General features: G+C 57.6%; 15 protein-coding genes and 2 pseudogenes. 11 read left to right on the forward strand and 6 right to left on the reverse strand.

Translation table 11 applies throughout. The annotated features are described in order from the left end of the window. Positions 1-13: 13 nt before the first annotated feature. The 5 genes from M5B97_RS02340 to M5B97_RS02360 all read left to right on the forward strand — a co-directional run bounded on the left by M5B97_RS02340 (position 14) and on the right by M5B97_RS02360 (position 5916). A complete protein-coding gene (locus M5B97_RS02340) occupies positions 14-1696 on the forward strand; it encodes an ATP-binding protein (RefSeq protein WP_248730623.1) in 1683 nt (560 codons plus the stop codon). 368 nt (positions 1697-2064) lie between these two features. Beyond that, positions 2065-2934: an AraC family transcriptional regulator gene (locus tag M5B97_RS02345; protein WP_248730624.1), complete on the forward strand. Its 870-nt coding sequence runs from the start codon at positions 2065-2067 to the stop codon at positions 2932-2934. A 376-nt stretch (positions 2935-3310) separates the two neighbouring features. Further along, positions 3311-3649, forward strand: a complete 339-nt coding sequence (locus M5B97_RS02350) for a DUF6124 family protein (protein WP_248730625.1) — start codon at positions 3311-3313, stop codon at positions 3647-3649. Between the two features lie 131 nt (positions 3650-3780). Beyond that, the gene (locus M5B97_RS02355) at positions 3781-4704 is read left to right on the forward strand and encodes a hypothetical protein (RefSeq protein ID WP_248730626.1); all 924 of its coding nucleotides are present in this window, start codon (positions 3781-3783) and stop codon (positions 4702-4704) included. Between the two features lie 150 nt (positions 4705-4854). After that, positions 4855-5916 carry an SDR family oxidoreductase gene (locus tag M5B97_RS02360; protein ID WP_248730627.1) on the forward strand — a complete coding sequence of 354 codons (1062 nt, stop codon included), beginning with the start codon at positions 4855-4857 and terminating at the stop codon, positions 5914-5916. 37 nt (positions 5917-5953) lie between these two features. On the opposite strand, the pseudogene M5B97_RS02365 reads toward M5B97_RS02360, so the two are convergent. Then, positions 5954-6115 (reverse strand): annotated as a pseudogene (locus M5B97_RS02365) (MFS transporter); the annotation flags it as partial. A 2-nt stretch (positions 6116-6117) separates the two neighbouring features. On the opposite strand from M5B97_RS02365, the pseudogene M5B97_RS02370 reads away from it, so the two are divergent. Beyond that, positions 6118-6252, forward strand: a pseudogene (locus M5B97_RS02370) (hypothetical protein); the annotation flags it as partial. 47 nt (positions 6253-6299) lie between these two features. Here M5B97_RS02370 and M5B97_RS02375 read toward each other — a convergent pair. The 3 genes from M5B97_RS02375 to M5B97_RS02385 form a co-directional block, all read right to left on the reverse strand. Continuing rightward, positions 6300-6758 (reverse strand): Hsp20 family protein, encoded by a 459-nt coding sequence (locus M5B97_RS02375; protein WP_248730628.1) that lies wholly within the window; start codon positions 6756-6758, stop codon positions 6300-6302. Positions 6759-6894: 136 nt separating this feature from the next. After that, on the reverse strand, positions 6895-8748 hold the full coding sequence (locus tag M5B97_RS02380) for an ABC transporter ATP-binding protein (RefSeq protein WP_248730629.1): 1854 nt from the start codon (positions 8746-8748) through the stop codon (positions 6895-6897). Between the two features lie 351 nt (positions 8749-9099). Continuing rightward, a complete protein-coding gene (locus tag M5B97_RS02385; RefSeq protein WP_248730630.1) occupies positions 9100-9510 on the reverse strand; it encodes an NUDIX domain-containing protein in 411 nt (136 codons plus the stop codon). Between the two features lie 602 nt (positions 9511-10112). Here M5B97_RS02385 and M5B97_RS02390 point away from each other — a divergent pair. The 5 genes from M5B97_RS02390 to M5B97_RS02410 all read left to right on the forward strand — a co-directional run bounded on the left by M5B97_RS02390 (position 10113) and on the right by M5B97_RS02410 (position 13403). Next, entirely contained in the window at positions 10113-10310 is a 198-nt protein-coding gene (locus M5B97_RS02390) for a superinfection immunity protein (RefSeq protein ID WP_167659628.1), read from the forward strand. Between the two features lie 236 nt (positions 10311-10546). Continuing rightward, the gene (locus tag M5B97_RS02395; protein WP_248730631.1) at positions 10547-11038 is read left to right on the forward strand and encodes a GNAT family N-acetyltransferase; all 492 of its coding nucleotides are present in this window, start codon (positions 10547-10549) and stop codon (positions 11036-11038) included. 351 nt (positions 11039-11389) lie between these two features. Next, a complete protein-coding gene (locus M5B97_RS02400) occupies positions 11390-11653 on the forward strand; it encodes a hypothetical protein (protein ID WP_248730632.1) in 264 nt (87 codons plus the stop codon). Between the two features lie 18 nt (positions 11654-11671). Further along, complete coding sequence (locus M5B97_RS02405) at positions 11672-12097, forward strand: GNAT family N-acetyltransferase (RefSeq protein WP_248730633.1); 426 nt, start codon at positions 11672-11674, stop codon at positions 12095-12097. 145 nt (positions 12098-12242) lie between these two features. Continuing rightward, a complete protein-coding gene (locus M5B97_RS02410; protein ID WP_248730634.1) occupies positions 12243-13403 on the forward strand; it encodes a hypothetical protein in 1161 nt (386 codons plus the stop codon). 191 nt (positions 13404-13594) lie between these two features. Here the strand turns inward: M5B97_RS02410 and M5B97_RS02415 are convergent, their stop codons facing one another. Together M5B97_RS02415 and M5B97_RS02420 are read right to left on the reverse strand one after the other, a co-directional pair. Beyond that, positions 13595-14128, reverse strand: coding sequence for a GNAT family N-acetyltransferase (locus M5B97_RS02415; RefSeq protein ID WP_248730635.1), 534 nt, complete (start codon positions 14126-14128; stop codon positions 13595-13597). 92 nt (positions 14129-14220) lie between these two features. After that, complete coding sequence (locus M5B97_RS02420; RefSeq protein ID WP_248730636.1) at positions 14221-15426, reverse strand: YgcG family protein; 1206 nt, start codon at positions 15424-15426, stop codon at positions 14221-14223. Positions 15427-15450 lie beyond the last annotated feature (24 nt).

A 15450-nucleotide genomic window follows, 5' to 3' on the forward strand; every position in this document is an offset into this window, starting at 1 on the left:
CAGGTACGCGGACATGGTAAACGGAAAAGAAGAACAAATTAATGCCCAGGTGATAGCTGTCTTCCCTGATAAGGTACGAATTGTCGTAGATGATCTTGAAGATTTTAAGGTGGCGGAAGAGTCCTTAAAGGTCGGCTCTTACCTCAAAATCGCGGACAATGAGAATGCAATCCTTATCGCTATTATCGAGAACTTCCAGATTGCCGTTAGTGCTAACGGCAAGCGAGATTATATAATCGAAGCATTTCCCCTCGGTATCTTAAGGGATGGAAAGTTCGAACGCGGCGGCGATTCGCTCGCGATTCCTCCGAAGGAAGTGCAGCCCGCGACCATCAGCGACATCAAGAAGATTTACGACGACTCGGTTCCTAAGGAAACAAGGTTTCTATTTTCGACTCTGGCTTCGAACGGAAACGTGCCAGTACCTGTAAACGGGAATAAGTTCTTCAATAAGCATATCGCAGTGGTCGGTTCTACCGGCTCAGGCAAATCGCATACCTTGGCTACAATTATTCAGAGAGCTGTAAAAGGAAAAGACGGGGATTTCTCACTCAATAACTCGCACGTAATAATTTTCGACATCCACTCTGAATATAAGTCGGCATTTCCTACCGCAAACTATATAGATATCTCCAACCTCGTCCTGCCGTATTGGATGCTAAACAGTGAAGAGCTTGAAGAGTTCTTTCTCGATACGGAAGCGAACGATCATAATCAGAGGAATATTTTCAAGGAAGGGATTGTTAGGGATCGACGCGCAAAATTCAGTGGTTCCGAAGCCGAAAAGCAAAAAATCCACCTCGATACGCCGATTGTTTTTGACATTAAAGAAGTGCTTGCGTACGCAGTCGCAAAAAACGAAGAAATGGTCGATACGGGAGAGGTTTACGCGTCCAGCAACAAGGAAAAGGGCGGACAACCCAAATTCACTCAGGGTAGTCTCTATGGGAAGTTGACAAACTTCGTGAACAGACTAGAGAATAAAGTTAACGATAGTAGGCTTGATTTTTTTCTAGGTGAAAAATCAAAAACTATCACGTTCGAAGAAACACTAAAAAAACTTCTAGGATACACTTCGCAGAGCGAGTCAAACGTTACCGTTATTGATCTTAGTGGGGTTCCGTTCGAGGTTCTGAGCATAACAGTTTCACTCATCTCGCGCCTTATCTTTGAGCATGGATACATTTACAAACGTATCCGTTGCACTAGGAATCCCAACGAAAAGGTTAACAACGACGTGCCAATCCTGCTCGTGTACGAGGAGGCGCACAAGTATGTTCCTAATAGTGATCTTTCCAAGTATCGTTCATCCAAAGTCTCCATTGAGCGCATTGCGAAAGAGGGGAGGAAATATGGTGTCACCTTGTTGTTAGCGAGTCAGCGCCCCTCCGAAATATCCGAAACGATCTTCTCACAGTGCAGCAACTTCATTGCGATGCGTCTTACAAATCCTGCAGACCAAGGATATGTGAAGAAGCTTCTTCCAGACTCGCTTGGCTCCTTGATCGACAAAATGACATCGTTTCGGCAAGGGGAAGCTTTGCTGGTAGGTGAGTCGATCATACTTCCGTCAATCGTACAGATCGAACCGTGTGCTGACGCGCCATCCTCAAACGACATTCCTTACTGGCAACTCTGGAAGGAAGAGTGGAGAGCTATGGACTTCGCAACGATTAAAGCAGAGTGGTACAAGTAACTAAGTTCGGATGCATGTATAGATTTTTAAGTATGCGGCGAGCGTCTGCTCTTAGCCGGAAGGTGCCGCTGTCAAACATCCGCTTTTGGCCGACGGCGGTCGCTCCAGAACGTCCGCTTTTGGCCGATTTCTGCCGGTCAAAAAAGCCAAAATAAATCCGTCCTCTTTTCGTGTTTACGGTGATTAAGCTGCGCGGGTTGATTCGCCCACTGTCGCTTGGTGTGCTTTAAGCTATGAGAAAGCCCGCTTTGGCGGGTTTTCTGGTTTTTGGTGACTGGCCCAATCGCACCTTGAGCAAACCCGGCTAGGCACGCGCCCCTCGCTGTGAGCGACTCTATCGCTGACCGCCCCTCCAGGAGTTTTTTCCAGTGTCCGAAACGCCAAGCCACCTCGCCTACACCAAGCGTTTCAACGTCGTCCTCGCCTATATCGAAGCCAATCTCGAAGGCGACCTGTCGGTGAATACGTTGAGCCAGGTGGCGAACTTTTCGGCGTTTCACTTCCATCGACAGTTCACTGCGTTTGTCGGCGTGCCGGTGTCACGGTATGTGCAACTGATGCGTCTGCGTCGCGCGGCCCATAGCTTGGCGGGCCTTGCCGATTATTCGGTGCTGGATGCCGCGCTCAGTGCCGGTTTTGAAAGCCCGGAGGCGTTCAGCCGGGCGTTTCGGCGGGCGTTCGGTATGGCGCCGAGTGTGTTCAGGAAGGCGCCGAACTGGCAGACCTGGAATGCGGTGTTCGCCATCCCTCATTTTTCCAGGACGATCATCATGCAACTACGCATCGTAGAGTTCACTGAAACCCAGGTCGCCGCGCTTGAACATCGCGGCCCCGCCGGGCTCGTCAATCAGACGACCAACCGGTTTATCGAATGGCGCAAGCAGAACGGCCAGTCGCCGGTGGCGTCGAGCCGCACGTTTGGCATTCCCTATAACAACCCGGATACCACCCCGCCGGAGGAATTCCGTTTTGTCATCTGTGGCGAGATTGACGAGGCTGTGGCGCCGAATGCGTTTGACGTGCATGAGCGCGTCATTCCGGGTGGGCGATGCGTGGTGGTGCGGCATGTGGGGTCGCCGGATCATATCGGCGAAACGATCTATCCGATTTATCGCGATTGGTTGCCTGCCAGTGGCGAGGAGCTTCGCGACCATCCGCTGTTCTTCCATTATCTGAGCGTCTACCCCGCGACGCCGCAGGATCAGTGGCAGACCGATGTGTATGTTCCGCTGAAATAGTGTTTGAAAAGGGGACGGATCTATTTCTGAAGGAATCCCGTCCTCTTTTCGCTCAAGCCCTGCAAGAAGCCTCGGCGCCTTGCTCCGTTGCCTACAGTTGCGTCAGAATCCGCCGGCTTGTGCGCTTGAGTGGGCGTCTCTAAGGTGGCCCGGTCGCTGACAACTCAGTGATCGGGTTTAGTAGCCCTGGGGTCAATTACACTTAATGCATAAGTTTCATCTGTCAGACTTCCCTGTCTGTGCTTGATGGTGGCTGTGCGTAGGGCGCCTTCGGGTGCGCCGGCTTTGTGTAATTCCCCGGTCTACTAACCTGCGTACAGCTGCCACCCTTCTTGTGTAGTAGCGAAAGGGTGTCGGCCCATTCAGGAATTGCACCATGTTCAAAATAACGCCCAACCCTCCAAACGGTCCCGACCTGAAACTGAATCAGGCTGCGCACCGCGCAATTGATCACTACCTCAACGCAAGCACCGAACGGCCAGAGCCGCCTCCTCCACCTTCGAAGACGCTGTTCAGCGTCGCTGACGATGCCAACACTGAAGTGCTGATTGCCAATAGCTATGAGACTTTTTCTTCGGTGACCGCGTTGTTGCTTGACCTGTCGGATGAACTGACGGGGAAACAGCGGGACGTGGCGTTGGCGATTCACCAACTCAGCGAGTTGGGCGTATTGCTGATGGATAAGTTGATGACGCGCGAGGCGGCCATCAGCTAGACGCTCCGCCCACAAGAGGTCGCCGAGTCGCCTCAGCCTATACAAAGACCCGGCGACCTCTTGCATCTATGGCCGGCGCACGATCTTCTACAGGCTGTCACCGTTTCGATCTCAAGAGCATGATGTGATCCATGAGAGATACCCCCTACACACTGTTCATGCGCTTTCAGACACCCGACCCTGGCATTGCCCCGCGCGAACAGGCGCCGATGCTCGCCCAGGAGCAAGCCTGGGCGCGAGAGCACGCATCCAGGCACCGCTTCAGTTGGATCGAAGTGTTAGTGCCGCCGTTGTGCTTTGGCCCTGTTCTGCCGGGTGTCGCGTTTTTACTGGGCCTGTTGCTCTATCGCGCGTTATTCGCTCCCGGCCTGGATATTGACCGGATCGTCGGAGCCTCCTTCGGCTGGCTCACCCTCGCGACGCTGCTCTTCATGGCTGTATGGGGGTTACACAACTTCCTGCGCGATGCCCGCGACCCGACCAAACGCTACTGGCGATCCATGCCGGACCAGGGGTTGGCCGAGCTCGAGCACCATAGCCTGGTATCCGGTACCAGCCTGTGGTCCTCCGATTATGATCCGGACTGCAACACCCTCATGCAATGGACAAACGGCAAGCTTGAATGCGTGCAACACAGCGGTGTGACGCAATGGGTCCTGGCCAGGACGAACGCGGGCCACTGGCTGGTGCTCAAGGAAGAATATCCGGGCAGCTTCAGCAATGGACGGGTTGGGAAAATGCCCACGCCGGACAAGCAAATGCAGCCCTGCCAGGAACTGACGATCGCCTTTGCCCCCGGCACCAACCTCCCTCTCGGCCGGCGTTTCAGCGGTGCGCCGATGCCATTGGTCGACACGCCGTATTGGGTGTCTGCCGATGAACTCAAGCGCCTTGTCGAGGTTGCCCATCACTGGGCCTTTTTCCCCCCGGACCGTTACGCCGTGGTCAATCACCAGGATGCCGAGTGGGTGCAACGGCTGGCGGACAGGGCGCAAGCCAGCGTCGGCCACCGGCCGGACGAGACAGCCAGCAATCGGCCAGAAACAGCCCTCTAGACCAGACAGGCGAGTCGATTTAAAGAGCAGAGAGTGTCGAATAAATTGAAGCCGGCATCGATCTTAAAGCACGTGGCGCAAGACTCACGGATAAGGTTGAACCTCTCCCACACATAGAGGCTCAGAATCCTACATCCTCGGGAGAACTTTATGACCATGACCGCATTAGTCGTCGGGGCCAGCGGTATCGTTGGCAGCGCCATCACCCAGTTATTGCTCGACCAACAGTGGCAGGTCGCAGCGCTGTCGCGTCAGCCCTCGAAAGTGCCAGGCGTGATTCCGGTGGCCGCCGACCTGCAGGACCCGGCATCGCTGCAACAGGCCCTGGCTGATTTGAAACCCACCCATGTGTTCATCACCACCTGGTCACGCCAGGCCACCGAAGCCGAGAACATCCGTGTCAACGCGGCCATGGTGCGCAACGTGCTGGACGCCGTGCGTCCCGCCGCAAGCGTACGACATGTGGCATTGGTCACCGGTTTGAAGCACTACCTCGGGCCGTTCGAAAACTACGGCAAAGGCAGCCTGCCGCAAACGCCGTTCCGCGAAGACCAAGGCCGCCTGGACGTGGAGAACTTCTACTACGCCCAGGAAGACGAAGTGTTCGCCGCCGCGAAAAAGGACGGTTTCACCTGGAGCGTGCATCGCCCCCATACCGTCACCGGCGTGGCGGTGGGCAATGCCATGAACATGGCGACCACCCTCGCCGTCTATGCCAGCGTGTGCAAGCACACCGGGCGCCCGTTTGTATTCCCCGGTTCCCGCGTGCAATGGGACAGCCTCACCGACATGACCGATGCGCGTCAGTTGGCCCAGCAACAGCTATGGGCGGCCACCACGCCGGCGGCGGCCAACCAGGCGTTCAACATCACCAATGGCGATGTGTTTCGCTGGAAATGGATGTGGGCGCAGATCGCCGATTATTTTGGCCTCGTACCCGCGGAGTTCCCGGCCAAACCCTCGCCGCTTGAAAGCCAGATGGCCGATGATCAGCAGGCCTGGGGCGAGATCGCAGCCAAACACGGGTTGAAAGAAACCGACATCAGCCGCCTGGTCTCGCCCTGGCACACCGATGCCGACCTGGGACGCCCGATCGAGGTGGTCACCGATATGTCCAAGAGCCGGAAGATGGGGTTTACCGCCTACCAGGCCAGCGACCAGGCGTTTTTTGATGTATTCGATCAACTGCGTGAAGCGCGGCTGATCCCTTGAAGCAACAGGCCGCCATTCACTGGCGGCCGCTTGTCTTTCAATGGCCGGTCACGGCGGGTTTACCGGCACTGCGGGCTCCCGGTTTGAAGCCATGGCCGTGCGCCGCCGCCGTGATCGCCAACGCTACGCCGATCAACACCAGCATCGCCCACGGAAACGCCGCCACCCCCCAGGTGTCCAGCAACACGCCCCCCACCACACATTGCCGGGGTGTATCGGTTGATGGAAATGCCGACGACTGCGCTGAACGTGTTGGGCAATGCGTTGGCTCCGTTGGTGATTGCCAAGTGGGAGGGCCGTGAGGTGCGGGCTGCACAGCCGGCTCCCACCTTTTAGCAGATAGAATAAAGGCGCTCCGAAGAGCGCCTTTATTCATTCCAGCCTTACTGCTCGCTGATGGTTTTCACATCCGCCTTGGCAGCACCGCTAATCGCAATGCGCTTCGGCTTCGCTTCCTCCGGTACCACCCTGAGCAGGTCTATGCTCAACAACCCGTTGGCGAGTTGTGCGCCCTGCACTTCAATATGATCGACCAGGCGGAACGATAGACGGAACGCGCGCTGGGCGATGCCTTGGTGCAGGTAGGTGATGCCCTTGTTGTGTTCACGCTTGCCACCGGCGACAGTCAACACGCCTTTTTCTACCTGGATCTCCAGGTCATCCTCCACAAGGCCAGCCGCCGCGACGACGATCCGGTAATGGTCATCACCGTGCTTTTCGACGTTGTGGGGTGGATAGGTGGTACCGGCCTCGCTGCGAAGCGCCGATTCAAAAAGGTCGTTGAAACGGTCAAAACCAACGGAATGACGGAACAGTGGGGCCAACGAAAGAGTAGCAGCCATTGCAAAATCTCCTGAGGTTTCTCCAAGTGATTTAAGACGCGACCCGTATTCGGCGTCGCGTAAAACCTAAGTAGGTTCAGGGTTTAAAATTTCAAGCGACGCGCGAAAAAAATTTCATGATCGCCAATGCCCTTCCTCACTCCATACCCTCGACCACGCCTTGATCCTCTCCCAGGAAACCGCCGCTCTGGTGGTGCCAGAGCCGCGCATAGGTGCCATTTTTTTCGAGCAATTGGGCATGCGTGCCCTGCTCGATGATGCGCCCGTTGTCCATGACGATGAGCCTGTCCATGGCCGCAATCGTCGACAACCGATGGGCGATGGCAATCACGGTTTTGCCTTCCATCATTTCATCGAGGCTTTCCTGGATGGCGACTTCGACTTCTGAATCCAGTGCACTGGTGGCCTCGTCCAGCAGCAGGATCGGCGCGTTTTTGAGCATGACCCGGGCAATAGCGATGCGTTGACGCTGGCCGCCGGAGAGTTTGATTCCCCGCTCGCCCACCAGCGTGTCGTAGCCAGAGTGCCCCTGTTTGTCGCTGAGTTGGCTGATGAACTCATCGGCCTGGGCACTGGCCGCGGCGCTGCGAATCTGCGCGTCGGTCGCGTCGGGGCGTCCATAGGCGATGTTGTCGCGAATCGAGCGGTGCAGCAGGGACGTATCCTGAGTGACCATGCCGATCACGCTGCGCAGGCTTTCCTGTGTGACATGAGCAATGTTTTGCCCATCGATGTAAATCGCCCCCTTGTCCACGTCATAGAAGCGCAACAGCAGGTTGATGAGCGTCGATTTACCGGCGCCGGAGCGCCCTACCAGCCCGATCTTTTCCCCGGGGCGGATAGTCAGGTTCAAGCCATCGAGCACCTGGCGTTCGCCGTTGTAATTGAAGCTCACATTGTCGAAGGTCACCTCGCCGGCTGCGCTGATGAGCGTGGGTGCGTCGGGGAGATCCTGCACCTTGGGGCCGCGGGTCAGGGTCTGCATGCCATCCTGCACGGTACCGATGTTCTCGAACAACGCAGTCATTTGCCACATGATCCAGTGAGACATGCCATTGATGCGCAATGCCATGGCCGTAATGGCCGCCACGGCACCGGTGCCGACTTCACCCTGGTGCCACAACCACAGCGCATACCCGCCTGCCCCCATGATCAACCCGACCACCAGAGCCTGGTTGACGATCTCGAACTGGCTGACCAGGCGCATCTGACGAAAACCGGTCTGCTTGAAATCCTCCATCGCAGCGCGCGCAAAATGCGCTTCTCGCTTGGAGTGAGAGAACAGCTTCACTGTGGTGATGTTGGTGTAGGCGTCCGAAATCCGTCCGGTCATGGAGGAGCGCGCATCGGCCTGTTCCTGCCCGACTTTGCCAAGGCGCGGCACAAAGTACGCCATGGCAAGGCCGAACAACGCCAGCCAGGCAATGAAAGGCAGCATCAACTTGGGGTCAAAGCCGGCGGCCAGCGCAATGATCGCGATGAAGTACACGCCAATACCGGGAGCGATTTCGATCAGGGTGAACAGCACCTCGCGCACCGACAGCGCGGTTTGCATCACCTTGGTGGTGACTCGGCCGGAGAACTCATCGGAGAAGAAAGACAGGCTTTGGCGCAGCATCAACCGGTGAAAATCCCAGCGCAGCCGCAACGGTAGATTGATCGCCAAAACCTGGTGCTGCACCATCGTGCGCAAGGCCACCAAGCCGATGCTGGTCACCAATACGATACCGATGCCCCACACCACTCGACTCTCCTGCCCCGCCGCCTCGCCGCCGGTTTGCCAGGTCGAGAGCAGGTCCACAACCTGACCGAGAAACGAAAACAGCCAGGCCTCGTAAATCGACACACCGGCACTGAGCAGAGCAAGCACGAGGATATAACCGCGTGCACCTCGCGTGCAGGCCCACAGGAACCGCGCCAGGCCTTCCGGCGGCGGCGGTACCTCGTCAGGCGGGAAAGGGTCGAGTCGTTGTTCAAAGGTGCGCAGCATGAAGCTCTCCAAAATGTTCCAGACAGAGATTCTGGCATTTAAGGGAGACTTTGCGGGGTTTGCATATGTTCCGCTGAAATAGCGCAATGGCAGGCTTGTGCCCTTAGCTGACGCGCATGCAATCAGAGCTGAACGTCGCCGGCCGGATCGACCGCTCAGGAACCGCGCTGAGTGCCCTGGCGCGATGCATCAAGCTGCTGTTGTGCGTGGGCGATTGGCAATAGGCGTTGAGGATCTCGGCGATCTGGGCGCAATCCAGGGTGCGGCCGTCATGCATCAGGCCGGCGGATAGAATGCGGATCTGCGCCTGTGCACTTGAAAATCGTGGTCTAACGCCGTTTTGTCGCGTACTTAGGGTTCAGCGAGTGTCTTGCGAAGAAAGCTCAAAGCATCCTTGAAAACCTGATGCCATTTTTCAGAAGGCTCACTCACGAGAGGATGCCAAAAAAATTTGAATTCATGGCCTCCATCATCTTCTGCAAAATGCACCCAGGTATCGGGAAGGTCTTGGGCAACATGACACTCATGAAATGCCCATATGTGCCCCGTAACAATGGAACGCCACGCCCCCAAATTTCGCCTGACTGTGGACTGAAGCCCAGCTTCTTCTTTCAGCTCTCGAACAGCAGCCTGGGCTGTTGACTCACCCGACTCGACACTGCCTTTGACCAGTTGCAAGCCTGCCAAAGGATGCTCAAACGCCAAGATTTCCAACGATTCGCGGGCTCGCAGAACTGCAGCACAAGACTTATCCGCTTCCATGCCGTCACACCTATTTCAATCATCCTTACGTGGTCGAGAAGCATAAGTGAAGCAAGCTGCTATCGAAACCGAGGGATGCGAAAAATTCATAAAGGTGTGCTGACCGTTCGTTTACGGAACGCTTGCGTCTGATCGCACCACACGTGGTGGCGAATGGGCAGGAGACGTATACGTTGCCGAGGGCAGTCCCGTCAGATCCATATGTCCCTGGCTTTCCAGAGTGCCCAGCCGTCGAGCCCCGACGATGCCGTAATGATGGCGCTATTGGCACGTGGCGCAGACTGCCCTCCGTGTGGGGTACATCAGCCCTGCTGACTTTAACTACGCCTATAGGCCATCCGCCGGGGGCTGAACCCTGACGTGCGCTGCGGCTGTGCATTTGAAAATCGTTGCCTGCCTCCACTTCTTTTTAGCATGCCGGTGCGCTTACCTGTTCAAGGACAAGGCATTGTGATATCACTGCTTTCAAAGCCGCGGTCTAAAGCGGCTGGTCTGGAGAGCTGGCGATGAGGGTATTTGGCCTGGCAGTACTTATCCCAACATGCGTCGTCAGCTATCTGATCTGTACGGGGGACTCGGCAATAGCGTTGGCGGCCAGCTTCTTGTTTTATCTCAGTACCGTGTTGCTCTACATGTATCCATCGGTCTGCGTCGCCCTCCTCCACCCTAATCCCCCCCGTGCCTTGCTCAAGGTCAATCTCTTCGCGGGTTGGACCGTATTCGGTTGGTTCAAGGCCTATCGTTGGGCGCTTGCCGAACTGCGCCAGCACGACGCAAATGCACTCAAGCGCAGGGATTGAAAGTGATGGCTTGTTGGTGCTTTTTGAAGGCGCACAGGTCAATCGTGCATCACTGCTTGAGTTAGTAACGTCAGCATGCACAGCGGGGAGAAAACATCCGAGCATTCAGCAGATTGCTGACGAGATAACGTTTGAGGTTGATATGTCCAGGAACAGGAGCGCCGGCATAGCGGCTATGCCAGAAGCGGGATGTTTCTCTATGATGTGGCCTTTGCCCCACACCCCAGGAAACGCCCATGCCCGCCCTCACCTTCCGCAACGCCCTCCCCGCCGATGCCGCGCGTTGCTTTGAAATCGAATCCACCGCCTACGAGGGTGACGAAGCCGCCACCCTGGAGAAGATCGCCACGCGCATTGCCCAGTACCCACAAGGCTTTTTGATCCTCGAGGCCGATGGCGCCGTGGTGGGTTTCATCAACTCCGGCTGCGCCCATGAAGTGGTGATGTCGGACGAGGCGTTCAAGGAGTTGGTAGGCCATTCGGCGCAGGCGCCGAATGTGGTGATCATGTCGGTGGTGGTCGACCCGGCCCATCAGGGCAAGGGCTACGCCTCACTGTTGATGACTGAGTTTGTGCAACGCATGCGGGCGCTGGGCAAGCAGGAGATTCACCTGATGTGCAAGGAACGGCATGTGCCGCTGTACCAACGCATGGGCTATCAGTACGTGCAACCTTCGCCGTCGGATCACGGCGGAATGGCATGGCATGAAATGAAGATGGCTCTTTAATAGTGACTCGTGGAACTGATAGTGGGGAGCGCCCAACGAGGCACACGAAGCTTTGTAACCAGGCGTATGTCGAGTCCCGAGCCGCTCAAGTCGCGCGTTGTGCCAAAGCATAAAAACCTTGGCGACAGGGGTAAAGTCCGGCGCCGACTTAGCGCCATACAGGTAAATTCGGACATAGCTGACAGCCCCGCTCGCCACTGTGTGAGCGTGCCCCAACGCGGTCTCAACCCGTTACATCAACGCAAAAGTGCCGCCATTGAATGGTCGCCCCCTGCGCTATAGCCTCCGATGCGACCTGCCCCACCACGCTGGAGTGGGTCCTTTTTTTATAGCCATCAGAGAGGTGCGATCATGTCTTCCATCAGTAGCGGCAACCCCTACGCGGCGATGTACCAGGCCTTCGAAACAGGCGGATTCGACAAGGACACCCCCAGGCATAACCCGCTTGACCACACGGCCGGGGATGACGCCGAAACATTCGACCTCACTACGCAAAGCTGGCAACCTACCCAGGCCACCGGACGCGGCCAATTCGCCCCGCTGGGCACGCCCTACCGGGAGGCGATCGATTTCGAGATCAAGTCCGACGGCAACGGCGGATGGCAACGCGCATAACACCACCGAGAAGCGCCCATGACGACTCCCCTCATTGAAATCAGCGATCAACCCAACCCCGATGCCGAGAGCATCCTCGGCCACGGGCTGGCCGCGTTCAATGAGGGCATTACCGGTGTTAACGACCGCCTGCCGCTGACGGTGCTGCTCAAGTGCCCCGACACTCGGCAAATCCTCGGCGGCATCACGGGCAAAACCAGCCTGGGCATGGCCTTTCTCGACCTGTTCCACCTGCCCGAAGCGCTACGCGGTTCGGGCCTCGGCAGCCGGCTGTTACAGGTCTTTGAAGGCGAGGCCCGACGCCGGGGTTGTGCCCATGCGGTGCTGTACACCCTCAGTTTCCAGGCGCCTGAGTTTTATGAGAAACACGGCTGGCTGAGGTTTGGTGAGATCCCGTGTGAGCCTTTGGGCAGCAGCCGGGTATTTCTGTCCAAAGCGCTTTGATGTTTTCTTTGATCTTACAACTGGCAGATGAGGGTTCTTGAGTCGATAGACCAAGGCTTCCGTTCGACGCCAGGCTGCAAACACGCCACGACCGTTTTGGTAATGCTCCAACCGCTTATTTTTGATCCAAGGAAGGAACCCTCCCGTGCCCCATGCAGCTCCCCTGACCTTTCAACAGGCCCTGAAAAAAAACCTCAAGCGCGTGCTTACCTTCTGGGCGCCCCTCAGCGTGATGTTCGCGGGGTTGGGTACTTTGCTGGGGTTCTACACACTGTCGACCTACGCATCGGCGATAGGCCGCCCGGACCTGATGGCCGCCGCGATGGAAGCCAAGTCAGCGCTGGTGCCCTGGCTCGCCACAGTGATCGGCATGCTGGGCGTCTACCTGTTGATTCTGTTGGCGACCACGGTGCTGTTCGGGCTCACGGTGTCGTTATTCAATGATTTTGCCTCCGAGCAGCACAAGCTGGTGGGTGTTCTTTTTGTGCCGGTACTGGTCGGCATCATTGCGTTGTTATGGCAGATCTTCGAAGGACCGCAACTCAGTGACTGGGCGAAACTGTCCTGGACTGTGGGTTGGCTTGTCGTCTCCTTGCTGGCGTTGCTGCTGGTGCCTGTCTTCAGGGTGGCTGTCGACACCTGCGCGACCATGGCCAGCCCAGGCAAGCCGCGCAGCTGGCCGCTGCGGGTGTGGTTCACGCTGATGGTGGCGTTGCTGCTGGCCGCCACAGTGCTGTCCGCGGTATTCCCTGCCAGTCTGATCCTCAAAGCCTATATCGGTGAAGAAACCCCCGATGCGATAAACCGCCTGATGTATACCTCAATGTTCGCCGCCACTGTCACGCTGTTACCCGTGGTGGTGTTCTACGTCAGTAAGGCCGACCTGTTCAAACGCTTGATCCTGAGCGTGCTGGCGGTGATCGTGACCGGAGGGCTGGTCATCGGTATTTCACCGGGAAGCCCTGCGGCCATCGTGTATTCGGCAGCGTTCGCAATGAACGTCAGAGACCCCGTTGCGGCACACTTCATGCTGACGAAAACCTATGCAAAAGAAGATTTCGACACACAGGTCTGGGGCGACGTCGAGACCGTGCGTGGTCAACCGGTGATCTCGGCGTTCCCCCTGTTTTCCTTTGGCGATGTCTTGTTGCTGTGCCCTGCCGGCCTGATCAACAAAGGGCGCAAGGACTGGCCTGTAGAGTCGGCCTATTGCGTGCTCACCCAAAGCAGCAATGCCCTACGCATGCCGAAAAAATCCATCCCTGCCGCCGGCCGCGAAACTCAAGCGCCTGGTACCTCGAAATGAGCCTGGGCGTGGCCTTCCAAGGCCCGTTCGGCCTGCGCGGATCGCTATGCGGCTCGGCTGCGGCAGCCAGTTGCGCAGGCCTTTGAGGACGAAACCCGACGCCAGGCTTGCGCCCATACGGTGCTCTAAACCCCGACTGCGATGGGCTGCAATCCCGCGTGAACCTGCCGACAGCCGCCGGCTTTTTATATCTAAACCCTTGTGGCGCTCAGGCGTTTACCAAACAACCGATTGCCATGGGTCTCCCCCTGGAAGGTATAGGTCGGCGCTCCCAGCACCGCATACCCACGCCGAGGGTAAAAACCCAGCGCACGCTCATTACCCACCCACACAGTCGCCCACAGCATCGACGCGCCCCCTTGCGCTGCAAGCCGCTCTGCCGCTTGCAGCAACCGATGGCCGATGCCCAGGCCGGTGAAGCGTTCCTGGATATACAGGCGCTGCAGCTCGGCGACATCCGGCGCCTCGATCATCGGATGGCCCGCGTTGAGTTTGATCTGAGCGAAGCCGACCAGGTGTTGATTGGCCTCGGCGACCACCAGCGCAGTGCCGGGCTCGGCCATCAGTGCCGTGATTGCATCCGGGGCAAATGCCTGCAATGCCTCGTTGGCAATCGAACCTCGAATGCCTTGGGTGGCGTAGGTGTCGAGGAACACCTGCATACCCAGCACACCGATACACAAGGCGTCCTCGGCGGTGGCGGGTCGAAGAGTGATGGCAGGCATCGAGTTTCCTTACTCAGGGGGTGACGAGTGACGTTTTATCATGAGTGTGGCCGTTGCGATTCGTCGCAGTAGGGTGTAGCGCGCCTGCGGCTTTACCAACTGCCCGACGCCCCGCCGCCGCCACTGGAACCGCCGCCGCCAGACGAACTGCTGGAGCTGGAGCTGGAACTGCTGGAACTCGAACTGCTCGAACCGCTCGAACCGGAGCCCGAGCCGGAGGTGGTCTTGGCAAAGATGAACAAGGCCACAAACGAAGCAATCGGAAACGCCACCAGCCATCCATCACGGCCCGCGTCGGCGATCAACCCGGCCGCCACATACACCGCCACCGCCGCGCACAGGCGTACGGCAAAACCCAGCCGGCTGGTTTTCCAGGCGTCTTTCATGACCACCCACAGCAACAGGTATGCCCCCAGTACCGCGAGTGCGCCCAGCGGCAATGCCAGCCAATGGATAAAGTCGACATCGGCATACCAATGGTCCACCACCAGCAGGCCAATGATGTAAGCCAGCAACCCGATCACACAATAAAACACCGGGCGCGCCATCCATAACGCCCCGAACGTGGCGCCGGCGATCAGCAAGGTCAGCGGCACGATGAACAGGTTCGCCCACCACTCCCGGCCACCGGTTAAAACGGTCACCAGCACCGTCAGCACCAGCGTCGCGATCAACGCCCTGCGCCAGCGCAATTTGCCGGCGGCGATCAATACACCGCCAACCCCGCCAAGCAGGAAAGCGAGCAATACCGCGACAGCTTGAGGGTTCAGACCAGGCCCTGCGACTTTGGCCAAATCGCCGCCGTCCACCAGCACGCTCAGGTCATTGATCGCCTGTCGCACGCCGCCCGCATAGTCGCCCTGGCGAAACGCCGGGGTGATGTGTTCTTCAATGATGCGATGGGCCAGCAAGTCGGTGACGGTGCCTTCCAGGCCGTAACCCACCTCGATACGCACCTTGCGATCATCCTTGGCCACCACCAGCAGGATGCCATCATTGACGTCCTTGCGCCCCAGCTTCCAGGCACGGAACAGTTGGTTGGCGTAATCCTCGATGCTCGAGCCTCCGGTGGTGGGCACCATCAACACGGCCACTTGGGCGCCTTTGCGCTGTTCGAGAGCCGCCAGTTGTTGTTTCAGACCAGCGGTGGTGCCTGCGTCGAGGGTGTTGGTGAGGTCAATCACGCGCTGGTCGAGCGCCACGCCGATGGGCGATGTGTCGGCCTGGGCCAGGCTGAGCAGGCCCACGAGCATCAGTGCCATCAGGCTCACAACGGATTGCCGCAAAATCACCACCATACTTTGTTACCTGAAGTTTCTTCC

Source organism: Pseudomonas sp. MWU13-2517 (assembly GCF_023242545.1).
Classification (GTDB): domain Bacteria; phylum Pseudomonadota; class Gammaproteobacteria; order Pseudomonadales; family Pseudomonadaceae; genus Aquipseudomonas.